Here is a 17,249-nt window from a genome sequence, read left to right on the forward strand (position 1 = left end):
TATAAAAAGCCCCAATGTGGGGCTTTTTATATAATTGACCGAGCTATTTCTGCCTGGCCTCACGCAAGGCCTCGTTGTGGTCGAGCCTGATGCTAGGGCTCATGCTAGAAGTTATATATATATTTCGGATAAACACTCCTTTGACTCCACTCGGCTTAGCCGATGAAAGAGCCTTAACTACCGATCTGGCATTGGAATATAGATCCTCAGGCTTGAAGCTAAGTTTCCCAATCGCGACATGTATAACCCCATTGGCATCATTCTTGATTTCCACCTTACCCTTCTTAAACTCATCGACTGCCTTGGCTGGATCGGCCGTTACAGTACCATTTTTAGGTGAAGGCATTAAGCCTTTTGGGCCAAGTATTTTCGCAAGTTTGCCTAGCTCACTCATTTTGTCTGGGCTGGCAATTAATATATCAAAATTAAACTTTTCCTTTGCTATTTCTTTTAATATAAGTTCACCATCTACAAAATCAGCTCCTGCCTTCTTAGCTGCCTCAGATTCATTCTCGCCAGATATCACGGCAACTACCAAAGTTTTGCCAGTACCTGCAGGTAATGAGATATTAGTTCTTACCATCTGATCAGCCTGCCTAGGATCAATATTTAGCGTTGCATGCAATTCAGCAGTTGCGTCAAATTTTACCTTAGAAATCTTGGGCAGCAAAGCCATGGCCTCTGCAAGCGTGTAGAGCTTATCCTTTTCGAGCATATCTCGCGCAGACTTCTGGTTCTTTGTGTACTTTTTAACTCTAGGCTTTTGTTTGGTTTTCGGTACTTCGATGGATTTTTTAGAATCTATCTTTTTAGCCTCTTTGGCTTCTTTATCACTGGCCTCGGTTTGGGCCTTAATGCTTCTCTTACCGGATTTAGCAACCTTTACGGGTTTTTCTAATTCACTAGCTGAAGACTCACCTAACTCTGCTACTTCTTTAGGCTCTAAGTCTTTCTTTATAACTTTTTTGATTGATTTTTTACTATCTTCCATATCATCTCCTTCGGTGGTCAAGCTCTAAAGTTTAATTAGATCCCACGATTAGGTTATTATTATTTACTCTACCTCTACCCCCATAGACCTTGCAGTGCCAGCAATTATTTTTTTTGCGGCTTCTATATCATTAGCATTTAAATCTGGCATTTTTATTTCTGCTATTTCGGTGAGCTGGGCTTGTGTTAGTTTCCCAACTTTATCCTTATTGGGAACGCCAGAAGCCTTTTTGAGCTTTAGAGCTTCTTTTATTAGGGTTTTAGCGGGGGTGCCTTTGGTGACAAAGCTCATTGACTTGTCTTCATAAATAGTGACATGAACTGGAGTAGGCTGACCCTTGCGATCTTGAGTCTGCTCATTAAAAGGATTTATAAAATCCATCATGTTAACTCCGTATTGACCTAGTGACGAGCCTACAGGAGGCGCTGGTGTAGCCTGACCTCCCATAATTACCATCTTTACTTTAGCTTGAATTTTTTTTACTGCTGCCATTTTTAGTAGTTCCTTTCTAGATCTTCTTTACTTGCAGGGAATCGAGTTCAACTGGTGTTTCGCGTCCGAACATACTAACTAGCACCTTAATCTTGCCCTTCTGCTCATCGATTTCATTAACCTGACCATCAAAGCCCTTAAAGGGGCCATCGGTGATATTTACTGTTTCGCCTATCTTGAAGTCTATTACATATTTGGGTTCGTCAATGCCCATTCTACGCTGAATAGACTTGACCTCGTCTTCACTTAGAGGTGTTGGCGTGGTACTAGTGCCTACAAAGCCAGTTACATTAGGCGTGTTACGAACCACGAACCAAGAATCCTCGGTGATAGCCATCTGTACCATGATATACCCGGGGAATATCTTACGCTCAACTGTTTTACGGTGGCCATTCTTGATTTCTATTTGCTTTTCTTTGGGCACGATAATATCAAATATCTTATCCTTCATGTCTAAAGAATCAGTTCGCTGGCGCAAGGCTTCAGAAACTTGATCTTCATAACCAGAGTAAGTGTGAATAACGAACCAATCTTTTTGTACTGTAGACATTATGGAATCCTCAAAATTAATGACTTTAATGTTGTTCTCCAGGCAGCGTCAAGGCCTGCGAGTATTAAGCCCAGGATAATAGATACTGCAACTATCAAACCAGCTAGTTGAAGGGCTTGCTTTCGAGTTGGCCAAACAACTTTTTGCATTTCGGCCACTGATTTCTTGATGTAATTTGTAAATCCGTGCATGATTCGTATCTAATCTAAAAAAGCCCTTTGCGGCCTTTCTTGTATTTTACCTAATAAATAGGGGCTTTGTCAACAATTTCATTATGGCCTTGGCAGCTTGATATCAATAGAGCTAGGCAGGCTGTTAGATAGCTGTGTTAGATATGAGGCTAATTCCGCCGATACCGCTGAACTCGCTATGAAATAAGTAATCACTATAACTGCTGCAATCATCACGACAATTAGCAGACTGAGATATCCAGGGTTACGATTGTTGTGCATTACTAAGCCAGCTCTCATGCCATGAACACGAACAACTCTTGCCCAGTACCCCACTTGCCAGGCAGTCCATACCGACCATAGGATATACAAAAAAGTCGAGAATGAGGATAATACAAGTATCTGAAGGCTCACGGCGGTTGTAGTATCTATTAGATAAACATTTATAGCTACCAGGCCAAGGCTAAGGCCGAAAAACAGCATCAAATGCAGCATCCATACGAACCCATATTTAATACTGGCTAGAGGGTGGCTGAGGGTATACTTGAAGGCGGGGCTTAATTTAGCCGTTCCAGTTTCGGTGCCTATTGCAACGCTAGCCATCAACCAAAACCTTAAGGTCGAATACGCTGCAATCATCATAATCAGCACCAATAATGCGCATAGGCACAGAAAAGCTTGCTGATATATAGAGCCATAGCCGAGCACATATATAGCCAGTATGGTTAAAGCCGCAAACCCTAAAATAAGCATAAATACCATTACTTTTACAATCTTCTGTAGAAAGCTACCTAATATCTGGCTAGCTGATTGTTTTAATGAATTAGAAAGCTTGGGCTCACGATTATCTAGCTGCTGATACCTGAACCTTAACAGTGCAGGAGTTATTAGGCTATCGGCAATAATACTAACTAGAGCAATTATAAGTATGGTGCCTCCTAATACTATGAGCATGGATGTATTTTGGGCCGATACACCAGCCTTTAGCTCTATAAGCAGCTCATCGAGTTTTAAGACTGATAAATAGCGCAACTGAAATATCAAGATTGGCAAAATTACGAAAAATAAAACTCGAGCCCCTAATAAGTTTCTGGCTAATGACAGCTGGAATATGTCTGCAATCAAAACGGACTTCCAGGCCGAACTAACCATAGTGATAACTCCTGATTGAGCTGGCCTGGGAGCTGGGGCTTGAGTTGGAGTTGGCCTGGGAGCTGGAGCTCGAGTCGGAGTTGGCCTGGGAGGTGGAGCTGGAGCTCGAGTCGGAGTTGGCCTGGGAGCTGGGGCTGGCCTGGCAGCTGAAACCTTCGGACTTTTTACAGTCGACATGCGTGAGACCCTTTTAATATCAATGTTTTTTGGTGTAGCCATTAAAGTTATGTCTACTAATTATAACCCCTATGAGCTATAGCGCAAAACTTCTTTTGATCTTTATGAACAATAAAATTCTAATTTTTACGAATAAAGGAAGGCTGGCTCTAGATTTTGAAAGCTCACTGGCAGGCCTACTATTTATCAATTTAGTTAACTCGCTGAAGTACGAATAAGCAAGCTCCACACCATATCGGCTAGACTTAGGTAGGGACTTTATAGCTCCACTGGCTATTTTTAGATCCTTATTTATATCTTCTGTGATGTCAGTGATATCTTGCTGGGTTAGGTTCTTTGAAGATTTGCCAGGAAAATATAATCGGCCAAGATTACCAGAATCATCGGAGATATCTCTTAGGAAATTTATCTTTTGGAATGCAGAGCCCAGTGCTCTGGCAGATGGCTTTAACTCCCTAAACTTTTTCTTATCACCGGCCACAAATACCATTAAGCACATTAGGCCCACAGCTTCAGCTGAGCCATATATATAATCACTGTACTCTTCTAGAGAATACCGCTTCTTTTTAATATCCATGCGCATGCTATCCATGAATGAGTCGATCAAATCCATGGGTATACCGTACTCACGAACAACCAAGCAAAAACTATGGACAATTGGGTTAATGCTAAAACCCGTCTTTAAGGCTCTTTTGGTGTCAGCTGTTAGCTCATCGAGATATTCAGCCATTTCCTTAGGCCGCCATGTATCCACGACCTCGTCTGCTATTCTAACAAACCCGTAAATAGACACTATTGAGTCTGCCACTTTGGGGCTAAGGAGCTTAGTTGCAGATGAGAATGAGCTTGAATAAGAGAAGGTGATGTCTCGACTTAAGCGAATGCTTATTTGGTTATATAGGCCAATATTAATCACTGCTACTACTTTTTCCTAGCCACACAGTATGAGGCGAGATTTCTTAAAAGATCTTCGAGCTCAGTATCTAGGTTCATCCTATCCAATATTAATAAGGACTTTTTAAGATGATCATCTGCCGCAACAGTGACCTTAGCCCGTGCACCACATTCCTCGAGAATAACTCGGACTATCTTGGTGTCATGAATATTTATATCCGTCTTGCCCAGCCTAGTCTCAATGGCCTTCCATTGCAGTGGAGATGATAGCTTTTTAGCATAATACATCAGTAGCGTTTGTTTACCTTCGCGAATATCTGAGCCGACTGGCTTACCTGTTTGTCGACTTGAGCCAAACATGCCAAGGAGGTCGTCTGCGAGCTGGAAAGCTTTGCCTAATTCAGAGCCAAACTCAGCAAAGAGCTTAAAAAGCTTACTATTTCCCCCGGCGGCGACAATGCCTAGTTGCATGGGATATGTAATAGTATATTGAGCAGTTTTATAAAAATTCACCTTTTCTATTTTACTTAGATTCAAATCTCCTCTAAGACCCGCCATGACATCTAATTGCTGCCCTGCTCCGGTATCGAAAAGTGTTTTTTGGAAATGCTTCATCATTTCGAACACCAGCTTGGGGTCGAGGTCGAGGCTGGTTAGCACTTCAAATGTAAAGAACTCATTTAGCTCCCCTGCTAAAATAGCGATGGACTCGGCAGTTTTCCTAGCAGGTTTATCATCTAGCAGCTTCTTGAACCTTTTTTCATATACTCCCGTAATATTTGCGCCGCCGTAGCGTGTGGTATCGCCGTCCATAATATCATCATGGATAAGTACGAAGTTATGAAAAATTTCTAACGATACAGATGCATCCAGGGCCTTAGCTATTTCTTTGCCGCCGGCAGCCCTATAGCCTAGTACCATTAAGGTTGGCCTGAGTCTCTTGCCGCCTCTGAGAATGAACTTCTTCATATCCAGCAGCAGCTTGGCATAGACTGGATCAATCTTACTAGCCTCGGCTATTTTAAGATCATAGAAATCAGATAATCTACCATCTACCTCTGATTTAACAAACTTGTTTAATGCAATAAATTTTTCCATACTACGCCTTAGTATCCTTCAAAATCCTTTCCATGACTAGCTTAGCACTAAGGGTCACCATCGGTATGCCGCCTCCAGGATAGGTGCTCGCACCGACAAAATAAAGGTTCTTTATATCCTTACTTTTATTGTGTGGCCTAAAATAGCCAGACTGCAAAAAGTGATGGCTCAGACCAAAAGCAGATCCGATGTGCAAATTATATTTGTCTCTGAAATCTTCTGGCGTAAAAATAGATTCCACTTTTATTTTTTTCTCAATATCCAAATCAAACTCCGTCTTTAGCCTTGATAGTACCTGCTTTCTAAGGCGTTTTATGCCAGACTGCCATTGCACCTTTGAATCAAGATTCGGAACCGGCACCAGTACATAGAATACACTCTTTCCTTTTGGTGCCAAGCTTGGGTCAGTCTTGGTAGGAATATAAGTATAAAACGAAGGATCCTTAGGAAGTTTTTTCTGATGGAATATTTCATCAAGATTATTTTTAAAGTCTTTACAGAGATATACATTATGATGAAGCATGCCCTCGCAGCTATCATCTACACCCCAATAGAATAGTAAGGCTGAGCTTGCCTGCTTATATGATTCGAGTTTTGTATTAGGAGTCGAAGGTCGATCTTTTTCATCAATCAATTTCATCTGAGAATATACTAAATCAGCATTGGCTACAATTGTATCCGCATAAAGTTTTTTGTTCTTATTTGTCCTAATACCGACTGCGGTTTTGTTTTCTATAATTATTTCTTCTACCGGTGTCGAGGTAATTATTTTACCCCCTAAATCTTTGACCAGCTTTTCAATAGCCAAAGATAGTGAGTACATGCCACCCTTTGGATACCAAATACCCAATCCTGTTTCCATATAGCTCACCACGCTATAAACCGCTGGTGCCTCGTGCGGACTAACACCCAAATACATACTTTGAAAACTAAATAATTGCCTAAGGCGCTCATCTTTGAAATAACGCGAGACAAATTTATAGAGCTTAGATAAGCCTCTCTTTTTGAATAATTGGGCACCACTTACGGGGCTGATGAAGTCGGTAATATTGCTAAAGTTTTTATCTATAAAGTTAGCCCTAGCGATTCTATATATCTCCGATACATCGCCGAAAAATTTATAAAACTGCTCTGGGCCTTTAGGGTCAAACTTGGACAGCTCGCTTGCAAATTTTGGTAAATTACTACTTACAGTAATTCTACTTTTATCGGCGAATGCAACTTGATAGTTTGGCTCTAGCTGTAACAACTCGATATAGTCATCGAAATTTTTACCACAGTAGCTGAAGGTCTCATAGAGGGTATCGGTCATCATGAGAAGGGTCGGCCCCATGTCAAAAGTGTAGCCACTTTTCTCAATACGGTGTGCTCGGCCGCCAATTTTATCTTCCTTTTCGACAATAGTGACTTCGTAGCCATTTTTAAGCAAACGAGCAGCCGCACACATCCCGCCTATGCCGCCGCCAACTATAATTACACTTTTGAGTTTATTATTTTTCATTATTTAGTGAATATATAATATAATAATACTGTGAATAATGCATATTTAGCCATACTTTTATTTAGCATAGCGGGGATGGGTATAATTGACGCCCGCTATAAGTTAGTATTTTTTTTAGATTATAAATCGGCCGCCAAGAGCATCGCCATAGTGATGACGCTGCTTTTAGTTATTGATGTGATAGGAATAAATTTAGATATATTCAGCACTAATCCAGATTATGTGACTGGCATTTTTATTGGCAGCGAAAACCTGCCGCTGGAGGAATTCTTTTTTTTATTTCTTCTTTGCTATTTCACGCTATCTATCAATCGGATAATATCGTCGAGACTTAAAAATGTTTAAATATAGTGGCTTGATTATATTATGTTTAGCGCTGTCGACTGGTATTATATTTATTTACAAATTAAAAGTAACGCTTAGCAAAGCACTACTATACACCGGGCTTGTAAGTTTTGTTGCTATGCTGTTTTTTAACACCATACTCACGAGCCTGCCTATAGTGGTGTATAATACGGCTTCAACTCTAAATATTAGAGTCCTAACATTCCCTATTGAGGACATAGGATATTTATTGGCGGTCTTAATGATTCTGCCAGCTTTGTTTGAAAAGTTTATTAACGAAAGTAGTTCTAATAAAAAATAATCATCAGCTTTCTATTCGAGAAGTTTTAGCCAGTTCTAGGCCATTTAGCTGGGTTAACACTGTCGGTCCTTTCTTTGTAGGCTATACGATTGCCAATGGCTCGATCAATCTCCCCTGCGTGGTAGGTGCGGTTTACTTTTGCTTCTTCTACAATTTTTTATTATATGGAGTGAATGATATATTTGATTATGAATCAGATATAAAAAATCCTCGAAAAAATTCTATAGAGGGTGGCCTGGTCGACAAGAGCAAACATAATCTGATGTTCGCTCTTATAATAGCTACGAATATACCTATTTTAATATACCTAATGGCCACTGGCAGCATACTTAGTGGCTCAATACTGGCCCTAATCATATTTTTTGCATTTAGCTATTCCGCTAAGCCATTCAGATTTAAAGAGGTGCCAATTCTAGATTCGATAAATTCTAGCTTGCACTTTGTGATGCCTTTAGTTTTTGGCTTGGTTTATGCAGGTGCCACCAGCCTTCCTTGGCCAGCGATAATATCTTTCTTTTTGTGGGGAGCTGCCTCGCAGGCCCTAGGAGCTATCCAGGACATTAAGCCCGATAGGGCAGGCGGTATAGAGTCGATCGCAACCAAGCTGGGGTCAAAGTTTACAAATAGGTATAGCATTATTCTTTATACCGTGAGCTGTATCATACCCGTCATATTCTATTTCCCATGGGGAATAGCTGTAGGAATTATACTTTCCCTTTACCCATTAAATGTTCTGTTCTTTAGCAGATTCAAATCAGATGCTAAGAGTGGTGAATACAATAGGGCCTGGAAAAACTTTCTATGGTTAAACCTGCTGTGTGGTTTCTGGCTAAGTCAACTGTTACTGTTCGTCTTTGACCCATTAGGGCTGGGGCTAAGCAGGATAGCTTTGCTGGGAGTCTTTATTATTATTATTGGCTTGGCTCAACTATCCCTTACTCTGTACAATTACAAGAAATTCACTCGTCCCAAGACTAAACGCCTCAATGATCTGCCGCATATAGATATACTACTCCACTCCACCGGCAACAAGGATAATATCGCCTCCACGCTCCTTGCTCTGATAGGCCAAAACTACCCTCACTTTGATATTTACTACGCCAACCTAGATAATGACCCGCGCTCCAGGAAGATCGCTGAAGGCTACCAGGATAAAAGGCTACAAATCGTTGACGCTGGCAGAACTCCAGCCGGCTGGAGTCAGGCGGCCTGGGCTAGCAATGTATTATTTAAAAAATCTAAATCGGATATAAATGTATTAATAAGCCCAGATACTATTCTGCTACCCAACACCCTTTCGGTAATTGCCAGCATGTTCGACTCTAGCGATCTAGATCTAGTATCATTATTGCCGGCTGATCAAAATGAATCATTATGGCAGCAACTTTTAATGAGCCAGGAACACTATTTGCTATTAGGACTCTACCCTTCTGCATACATCACCAAAAACCACCCAAAACTAGCCACGGCTTATAGTAATTTAATTGCTTTTAAGAAGTCTCCGCTTAAAAAAGTTGGTGGGTTTGAATTAACCAAAAACAGCCCCCTTGAGGACCTCGATATAGCCAATAAAGCCAACCAAATCGGGCTAAACACTAAATTCTATTGTGCTAGCGACTTGGCAGTTAGCCAGAATAGATCTGGGCTAGTGAGTTTAGCTGCCTACAACCAACAAAAACTGTATCCTAGCCTACACTTCAATATGCCCCTTACTGTTGCTCTTATTTCGGGTGGTATTTTCATTATTTCATTCCCAATATTCTTATTAAGCGCCTTGATGCTAGCAGGGATATATGATGGCACAATACTTTTGGCGATAGGTTGTGCTCTACTGCTATTCAATAGGCTAGTAGTAATGGTCAAATCCAAGCAGAGCATTTCTGGTGCTCTGCTTTACCCATTAGGCTGTCTTGCGATTTTGCTGCAACTTTTCACATCGATGCTCTATTATGAGCTAAGAAAGCACAGCTGGAAAAGCCGCTACGAACTATAGCCTGATCTTTTGCTTGCTTCCCTAAAGCGCTCTATCGCTTGCCCTAAACACTACTTTGGCTATAATTATAGCCAATACGGATGCTAGCCCGACTGCTATAAATACTGGCAAAGTCTGAGATAGCAAAAATACTATTACCCTACCCAGAGCTAAAGGGTCCATTAGTCGGGAAGGGTCCGAAGAGATTAATAGATTATTCGCACTTAATAAATTAGCCGAAAAAGCCATTACCAGCCCGATGATAGAGCCAAATGCAAGTGAATAAGCAGGGCTAGTTATTTTTCTACTGCCCTTGCGAATATTAACTATTACCAGCGATAGTATCGAAATAGAAATAGTCACCCACAAAAAAGGTATAGCTTGGCTCGCCGTAGTATAGATTAGTTTGGCATACTGCAATCTATCTAATAGTGTCTTGTCCTCGCTATCTGGTGCGATCAGCGAAATGCTGTCTGGAATAATTTTGGTAATCTCGAATTTAGCTCTTGGGTCGTCTATGCCAGAAAGTGCCTTTGACCTCAGCTGCACTAGATCTAATTGCAAAGCTATAGGGCCATTAGGCGAATTAAGCCACTCCAATATAGATATCTGGCTTGGCTGCAAAGTAGACTTTACAACTTCTGGGGTTACTGCTTGGCCGATTCCGTTCTTTGCAAGACCCACAATTGCCTCATTGCCGCTTAATTGGCTAATGAGCAAGGAGCTCAAGCTCTTGGCGGCAGTGTTATAAAATCCTGAGCCGGCCAATACTTGTGTTAGCCTTTGGTTGGAGGAAAATGTCCCCACTAGAGACATGGCAAAGACTAAAAGTAAAAAGCTCAGGCAGACCACTGCCTGTAATATTCTATTGATTAGTGACAAAACAAAGTTGACATTATGTAGATTATTTTAGCATCTCATTATGATCCTCGGCTAGAGATAACATAACAAATTCTATTTGGTTGTAGAAAGACTTATAACCAGCATTGTTGTGCAATGTGTAGTCTGCACGATCCTGGATTGCCGAGACATCAAAGTGGGCATTTTTATTTTCATTAATTTCCAGCTGCTTAAATGTGTCGAAATCAATTTTGTCGCCAATTCTATTGCGCAGTAAGGATCTTTTGTAGCGAGATTCTGCAGAAGCTACAGTGCTTATTACCTTCCCGCCTTTGGCGATGGCATAATCGGCTTCTTCTGGGTGCCTTAATGCACTTAATAATATTTTTTGAGTGCCGGCTCCTTCTAGAGCCCAGCGCACCAAAACATCATTTCCTTGTTCATCCCTGAGCTTAGTGGCGACTTTATGCATATTTTGCCGGGTAAGATCCCCTAACATATTTTTTTTAATATAATCTCTTAGGATATCCGCAGTAGAGATATGCTTGTATCCATATTTCTTACAAATATAGTCAGCAGCAGTATCCTTACCACTACCAGCCTGTCCTACTAAAATCAGTATTTTACTCATTAGCTATATACTATCCTATTTTGGCTTATTCTAGCTAATTATATTTACTAAGTTCTTCAAGAAGCTGGCCTTTGTAGTCATAGCTTTTTTGATCATACTCTGCAAGCACGCTATCTATTGCCTGATTTTTAGAAATAATAAGTGCATCAAGTTCATCTTTATTTTTAGATAATGACTCTACACCTTTACGGAACTGGGCCCTAGCAGATTCGATATCTGTGCTAAATTTTTCTGAGACTATTTGGCTATCTACCCCCGCGGCGCAGGATATTTTCGCCTCACTGGATAAAGTCTCGAACCTTGATACTAAAGACAAGTCGTTCTGCTTATCAAGAAGTATGTGACGATCTGAAAGCTCAGTTATTTTATTTTTAAAATCAATTCTTATTCGATCTACGCCTTCTCTTCTTGCGCTGATTGCGCTGACTATTTTACTTTTATAACTATCTATTGCAGCGGCTTGCTCTGGGGTTCTAGACTTGAGTAATATCTGCCTAAAGTGTTCTTCTCTCTTTTCGTCGGCCGACTGGCGTATAGACTTTAACTTTTGTTCGGGTTTACTTTGGGGTGTTCTGTTGCTACTGATTAGATCCCTGTTTTGGTCTCTTTTATTTTTAAGGGCAGCTAGCTTATCGCCAATTTTCAGAGATGATGACTCCTGGCCTGCACAGAAATTTGTTTCTCCCATGGCGATTATGGGCATAGCAAAAGCACTAGCTGGCATCAATACAAGGCTAAGCAGCAACAGCGAGATAATGGAGATAAATATTTTGATTGGATTATTATTAGTTTTCATCTAAAGCCTCATCTATTGTTGACATGCTAGAAACAGTTACTTTTGCAGAATCTTCGGCTGTGGTGTCGATATAAGAATTATTGGTATCATTTTGGGCATCAGCAATGTTGAGATTGCTTAGGTTCTCTAAGCTGCCGTTGGGCTTGACCGATGAGCTGCTCAGGGTATCGACCGGCGTAGTACCACTTATAGTCGCATACCCTCCAATTGCTACAAATACTAGTACGACTGCCATAGCAGAAGAAGCTACCTTGATACTTCCAAGCCAACTAGGCTTGTGTTTTACTTTATCCAAATTAGATGCCGAATCTATCCCGCGCAGGGCCTTCTCGAATGAGGTTCTCCCAGTGGTACTTTTGACCCTTATTGCAGACAATGACTCCTGCGTGCTCAAGCATTGTTCTATGCTTGAAATTTGAGCATCAGTCAATTTAACCCTAAACTTTGGGGCTACTTTTGTTAACCGATGTTCTAAATGATATTCTAATGCTTCTTGATAATATTTCATTATTCTCTATCCTTGTTTATTTCCAATTGCAACTTTTGTATACCCCTAGAGTATAACTTTCTCGTTGCTGGGTTACTCTTTGAAATTATCTTAGATATCTCTGTATTAGATAGCCCACTCACCAGCCTAAGGCTTACTACCTCCTGATAGTTAGCTGGCAGCCTACTAATGGCTGATAATATTTCCTGAATTTTCTGCTTACTATAAGCCTGCTCCTCTGGCCTTGGAGAAGTATCTACCAAAAAAGGCAAGATTGCCTCTGAGCCTTCAATGGGCCGATTCTTATTTGACCTCCAGTAGTCTGCAATTACGCTCCGGGCGATCGTAAATATATAGGCCAGTGGAGAATAGCCTTGATCTGTCCAATTCGCAAGATTCTTGTAAAAGCGAATAAATACTTGCTGGGCTAGATCTTCGGCGTCATCCCTAGTTGGCACTCTAAATGAAATATAACGCAGAATTGGCTCGTAAAATTCCTCATATAGGCTTTCGAAAGCTGCTTCATCCCCAGCCTGCGCCGAAGTCACCAAGGCCAAAAGGTGATCTTGCTGGTTATGTTCAGTCATAATAACGATCTAAGCTGCTTTTTTGTGACATCAAAAAATTATACACTAGTTCCCCCAAATTGCGTCTATTATAGATATTCTTATAGTGCGCCAAGCTGGTACCAGTGCCGCTACTAGGCCGACTAAAAGCAATATAACTGTGTTTATTACCATGAACCTAAAGTCTACAGCCAGAAGAACCTTACCATAGGGCGATGTAAATGAGTAGGTTCTCTCGATAGGTACGATTACCCAAATAAATATTGCAGCGCCAATGGCGGAGCCTACTAGTGTGTAGAACCCAGCCCTAAAGAGATAAGAGCTGATAATCGTCGGCGAACTAATCCCTATAGCTCTTTCTATACCGATTTGCCTCCTCTTGCTGACTAAATCCACATAGGTGACAATAAATATAGTTACAGCAGCCACTAGCAAGGCTACGATTCTTAGTATCCGGTTTACTGTGGTAAGAGTATCTGTAAAACCCCTTACATAGCCAGACCTTTCCTGCCAAGTTCTAAATTCTAGGTCCGATCTAATGGACTTTATGTTATCAATAACTGTCGACTCACTTGCTTGAGCTGAAAGCTTAATATTGATATTTTCTATATTCGAATTTGGCTCAATTGCGTCAAATTCAGTATTGCTTAGGAAGGTTTTGATATCTGACTCAAAAAACTCATTTAAAAATATTCCCTTTACCGTATATTCTTTTTGAGTACCTGTAGAAAAACTCACCATTACTTTATCGCCAGCATGGACATTTTTAAGGCTGTCTGAATATAGCTCAAGCCTACTAATGTCTGCGCCGGCAATTTGGGCCCCTAGCACGATCTTATCTTTGTCGTCTTTATTTATAAATTCACCTTCGATCATATTTTTTGGGGTGATAAATACATCTCCATAGCTATCTGTATTTATTCCGCTTACTTCAGCCACTGTTTTCTTGCCGTCTCTTGATATCTGGGCAGGCAAAGATCTGCTTCCTGTTACTCCCTCCACACCAGGAATACTAGATATAGAATCAATTAGCTTACCCGAATCTGAGATACCTGAGTTTGAGTTAGAAAATACAATAATATTTCCAGTCTGGGCCGAAATCAATTTATTATTTACCGTACCTATGAAGCCATTAAGCAGTGATGATGTGAAGTTGATGTTGATATATACTAGAACTATCATAAGAACCGCCATAATGTTTAGCCCCCAGTTGGATCTCAGAACCAGCTTTCTAGCTAAAAACCCTGCTACTACTAAACTACGCCTCATTGCGTTCCCCAGGATTAAATAGCCTTCCATCGGACAAATATATAGTACGACTAGCATACTTCGAGTCGCTTTTATCGTGGCTAACAAACACCACAGTCGTCTTGAATTTTCTATTAAGCCAGTACATGGTCTCCATAACATTTTTGCCTGATAACAAATCGAGGTTGGCGGTAGGTTCATCGGCAAATAAAATCTGTGGCTTATTGACCATCGCCCTAGCTATCGCTACCCTCTGCTGCTGCCCGCCAGATAGCTGCCTAGGAAGGTGATTCATCCTATCTAGGAGCCCGACTGCGTCAAGGAGCGTAATGGCTCTCTCTTTGTAGTCCTTAGCCCACTTGCCCAGCATCTTGGCAGGTAAATAGACATTTTCTAGGGCCGTTAACTCTGATAGTAAAGCGTATTCCTGGAATACATAGCCCATTCGTGAAAGCCTAATATATGAACGGCGCTTTTCAGATAACCTTCCTACATCTTGGTCAAGTAGGCTTATTCTGCCTTTAGTAGGGGTGTCGATGAGGCCCAGGGCTCTTAGGAGAGTGCTTTTGCCAGAACCACTTCTGCCCATAATACAGAGCATCTCGCCCTCCTTAATATTTATATTAAAATTATTAAGAGCTGGTACCTCTACATCACCTAGCCTATAAATCTTACTTATGTTTTCTGCTTTGAGCATTGCTATTTACCTATTATAGCTTATGCTTACACTGCCTACTAGGTGAAATTATTACATATTTTTGGTAAAATATAGCATGCTGGCCTATCAAGATTAAAAACCAGTTAGTTTCCAATGCTCTTGTTGGCACTTAACTTTACACTTCGGCCTTAAAATAATTACTTCTTTTACTATAGGGGTGTAGCTCAGATGGCTAGAGCGTCGGTCTCCAAAACCGAAGGCCGCGGGTTCGATTCCTGCCACCCCTGCCACGCTAAAGCGTCTTTTTGTATCTGTTGATGGAGGGTTCTAACCTTTAAGTATTCTGCCTCTAGCTTTTTATAGTCCTTACCAATAGGCTTCATCCAAGCGTGTGGTGTAATCTGCAATTCACCACCTATAAGAATGGGGTTCGAACCTATGTTCCGTAGAATTTCTTTTTTATCTTCAATATCACCCTCTAAAAAGCGCTTTCTACCATGAACCGCAAGTTCGAAAGTCTCTACAGCGGTCTTATACCAACTATTTGCGCGATTCTTAGTATCTTCACGCTCTTTCTCTAAAACAACAATATGCTTTTCTAATTCTAGCTTCTTTGCCGAAAATTGCTCTTCAGTAATTAGTTCTCTAGCAGCCATATCAATCAGCCCATTGATTTGCTTGTGGCACGATTCAATTGTACGGTCTTGGCTTGTGATAATTGATTCAATATCTACTGTCTCAGATTTGTTCTGTTCTCTTAGTGCTTCTAGTGCCCATTCTTTGAATTGAGGTAAAATCGTGTATTGACTGAGTAAATCTTCTAATTGCTCTTGTAGTACCTCTTCTCGAACAAATTTGTGCTGGTTGCAGCCTTTTTTCAGAGTACAGTGGTAGTATTTGTATACCCGGCTCGAACCATTCTTATAACGTTTTACAGTATCTTCTGCGGTAATCATACTTCCACACTCGCCGCAGGTAATTGCACCTCTAAATGTAAACATTTTCTTTGTTGTAAGCTTTCGGCAACCTTTACGGCCTAACAATTCTTGAACAAGATTATATTCTTCTTCGGTAACCATTTTTGGATATGATGCTTTGGTAAACTCAGTTTGAGTACCAGGCACCGGTATTTTGCCAGCATATCGGGGGTTATTAAACATCATATATATGTTATTACGTGTTAGTGGTCTACCGGGGAATTTTTTACTTCCTCTAGTTAAGTAGCCCCATTCTTCGTTGGCAATCTTTACAATTTGTGGCACGCTATATCGCCCGGTCAACATTAAATCCCACATTTGTCTGCGTAAGTCGAATCTTTCTGGGTCCTTTACGATTATTCCATAATCTGCACCGTCAGAGCTACGTTCGTTAAGGTATCCTTCAATTGACCGGCCGGTTAGCCAGCCCCGTTTGCGCTGTTCATCATTACCACGCTTTACATCTTTGCTGAGCTTAGAAGAGAAGTATTGCGATTGCGACATAGTCATTTGTAACATCATCATGCCTTCAGGGGAGTTATCGAAGGTATATGATCCAAACTTAATATCTTTAATAATTCCAGTGCGGATTCTGTAAGTAACTGCTGCTGCATCTATCTCGTTTCTAGAAAGTCTATCTGGGTGCCAAACAACTATGCCGTCAGCTTCGCCAGTATCGAGCATTCGCATCATTTCTTCAAAGCCAAGCCGCCCTGTTTTAAAGGCACTTTTACTTTCTTCTATTACTTTAGCTATATGAATATCTGGGAATAGCTCTTTTATCTTGCGTTTTTGTGCAGGAATAGAGAGTGATTGTCTTTCTTCTTGCTCAGTTGATTTTCTAACATATGATATATATCTAGGCTTCATATTTCCTCCTAACTAAATGGGCAGTTCTGGTTGACCCAATTCCACTAACCACGAAGATTAGCTTTACTGGCAGAACCGCCCACAAAGGCAGCAAGGCAAATAAAATAATCGTGATTATGAATATGGAATGGGTCAACACACTAATTATACTCCTAACGCTTAAGTAAATCATCAATTTCCTCCCAAGCCCTATAGCTATCAATAGAACGCCTTCTAAGCTCAATATAACGCTTCATTTTCCGGGTTGGCTTGCCGTTATAGTATTGAAACCTAATCTTCTCAAGCAGCTCTTCAGCTTTCATCTCAGATTCGAGAATTTTGAATATTTTGTTATTGTAATAGTGGTGGTTCTCATTCTGAACAGAGTAACAAAGATTGTGGCATGCACGACAGCCAAAGTAACTGCCACTTTTATAGATTATTCTAACTCTACGGTTACAGAGCTTGCCATCAACAGCAAGAGGGCATATTAACCACCAGCGTTTACCTCCAAAGTGGCAATTGGTAGAAGATAACTCAACTCGATAGTCGAA

At 40.8% G+C, this 17,249-nt stretch carries 18 protein-coding genes and 1 tRNA gene; 3 read left to right on the forward strand and 16 right to left on the reverse strand.

What is annotated here, in order from left to right:
• Positions 1-43: 43 nt before the first annotated feature.
• The 8 genes from rplA to crtI form a co-directional block, all read right to left on the reverse strand.
• On the reverse strand, positions 44-991 hold the full coding sequence (rplA, locus tag NT111_01150; GenBank protein MCX6804611.1) for a 50S ribosomal protein L1: 948 nt from the start codon (positions 989-991) through the stop codon (positions 44-46).
• A gap of 63 nt (positions 992-1,054) precedes the next feature.
• Entirely contained in the window at positions 1,055-1,483 is a 429-nt protein-coding gene (rplK, locus tag NT111_01155; GenBank protein ID MCX6804612.1) for a 50S ribosomal protein L11, read from the reverse strand.
• Positions 1,484-1,499: 16 nt separating this feature from the next.
• Positions 1,500-2,033: a transcription termination/antitermination protein NusG gene (gene nusG, locus NT111_01160; protein ID MCX6804613.1), complete on the reverse strand. Its 534-nt coding sequence runs from the start codon at positions 2,031-2,033 to the stop codon at positions 1,500-1,502.
• On the reverse strand, positions 2,033-2,224 hold the full coding sequence (gene secE / locus NT111_01165; GenBank protein ID MCX6804614.1) for a preprotein translocase subunit SecE: 192 nt from the start codon (positions 2,222-2,224) through the stop codon (positions 2,033-2,035). Before secE ends, nusG begins: the two co-directional genes overlap by 1 nt.
• Before the next feature lie 81 nt (positions 2,225-2,305).
• Positions 2,306-3,532, reverse strand: coding sequence for a hypothetical protein (locus tag NT111_01170; protein MCX6804615.1), 1,227 nt, complete (start codon positions 3,530-3,532; stop codon positions 2,306-2,308).
• A 76-nt stretch (positions 3,533-3,608) separates the two neighbouring features.
• Positions 3,609-4,448, reverse strand: coding sequence for a squalene/phytoene synthase family protein (locus tag NT111_01175; protein ID MCX6804616.1), 840 nt, complete (start codon positions 4,446-4,448; stop codon positions 3,609-3,611).
• A gap of 5 nt (positions 4,449-4,453) precedes the next feature.
• Positions 4,454-5,524, reverse strand: a complete 1,071-nt coding sequence (locus NT111_01180; GenBank protein MCX6804617.1) for a polyprenyl synthetase family protein — start codon at positions 5,522-5,524, stop codon at positions 4,454-4,456.
• Between the two features lies 1 nt (position 5,525).
• Positions 5,526-7,025 (reverse strand): phytoene desaturase family protein, encoded by a 1,500-nt coding sequence (gene crtI / locus NT111_01185; protein MCX6804618.1) that lies wholly within the window; start codon positions 7,023-7,025, stop codon positions 5,526-5,528.
• Between the two features lie 30 nt (positions 7,026-7,055).
• Between crtI and NT111_01190 the strand changes: the two genes are divergently transcribed.
• On the forward strand, positions 7,056-7,370 hold the full coding sequence (locus NT111_01190) for a lycopene cyclase domain-containing protein (protein MCX6804619.1): 315 nt from the start codon (positions 7,056-7,058) through the stop codon (positions 7,368-7,370).
• Positions 7,371-7,630: 260 nt separating this feature from the next.
• Positions 7,631-9,664, forward strand: a complete 2,034-nt coding sequence (locus NT111_01195; protein MCX6804620.1) for a prenyltransferase — start codon at positions 7,631-7,633, stop codon at positions 9,662-9,664.
• Between the two features lie 21 nt (positions 9,665-9,685).
• Here the strand turns inward: NT111_01195 and NT111_01200 are convergent, their stop codons facing one another.
• Genes NT111_01200 through NT111_01230 form a run of 7 tightly spaced genes read right to left on the reverse strand, consistent with a single transcriptional unit; the run spans position 9,686 to position 14,908 of the window.
• A complete protein-coding gene (locus NT111_01200) occupies positions 9,686-10,525 on the reverse strand; it encodes a hypothetical protein (GenBank protein MCX6804621.1) in 840 nt (279 codons plus the stop codon).
• Between the two features lie 22 nt (positions 10,526-10,547).
• Positions 10,548-11,114 (reverse strand): nucleoside monophosphate kinase, encoded by a 567-nt coding sequence (locus tag NT111_01205; GenBank protein ID MCX6804622.1) that lies wholly within the window; start codon positions 11,112-11,114, stop codon positions 10,548-10,550.
• Between the two features lie 34 nt (positions 11,115-11,148).
• Positions 11,149-11,910, reverse strand: a complete 762-nt coding sequence (locus tag NT111_01210; protein MCX6804623.1) for a hypothetical protein — start codon at positions 11,908-11,910, stop codon at positions 11,149-11,151.
• Positions 11,900-12,418, reverse strand: a complete 519-nt coding sequence (locus NT111_01215) for a hypothetical protein (protein MCX6804624.1) — start codon at positions 12,416-12,418, stop codon at positions 11,900-11,902. The genes NT111_01210 and NT111_01215 overlap by 11 nt, the downstream gene beginning before the upstream one ends.
• Positions 12,418-12,984, reverse strand: coding sequence for a sigma-70 family RNA polymerase sigma factor (locus NT111_01220; protein MCX6804625.1), 567 nt, complete (start codon positions 12,982-12,984; stop codon positions 12,418-12,420). The genes NT111_01215 and NT111_01220 overlap by 1 nt, the downstream gene beginning before the upstream one ends.
• A 45-nt stretch (positions 12,985-13,029) precedes the next feature.
• Positions 13,030-14,232, reverse strand: a complete 1,203-nt coding sequence (locus NT111_01225) for an FtsX-like permease family protein (GenBank protein MCX6804626.1) — start codon at positions 14,230-14,232, stop codon at positions 13,030-13,032.
• Positions 14,222-14,908, reverse strand: coding sequence for an ABC transporter ATP-binding protein (locus NT111_01230; protein ID MCX6804627.1), 687 nt, complete (start codon positions 14,906-14,908; stop codon positions 14,222-14,224). Before NT111_01230 ends, NT111_01225 begins: the two co-directional genes overlap by 11 nt.
• A gap of 174 nt (positions 14,909-15,082) precedes the next feature.
• Here NT111_01230 and NT111_01235 point away from each other — a divergent pair.
• Positions 15,083-15,159, forward strand: a tRNA-Trp gene (locus NT111_01235).
• A 1,709-nt stretch (positions 15,160-16,868) separates the two neighbouring features.
• On the opposite strand, the gene NT111_01240 is transcribed toward NT111_01235, so the two are convergent.
• The coding region (locus NT111_01240) for a hypothetical protein (protein ID MCX6804628.1) at positions 16,869-17,249 on the reverse strand (381 nt) is incomplete at its 5' end.

Source organism: Patescibacteria group bacterium, assembly GCA_026397045.1.
Lineage (GTDB): Bacteria > Patescibacteriota > Saccharimonadia > CAILAD01 > BJGX01 > JAPLVO01.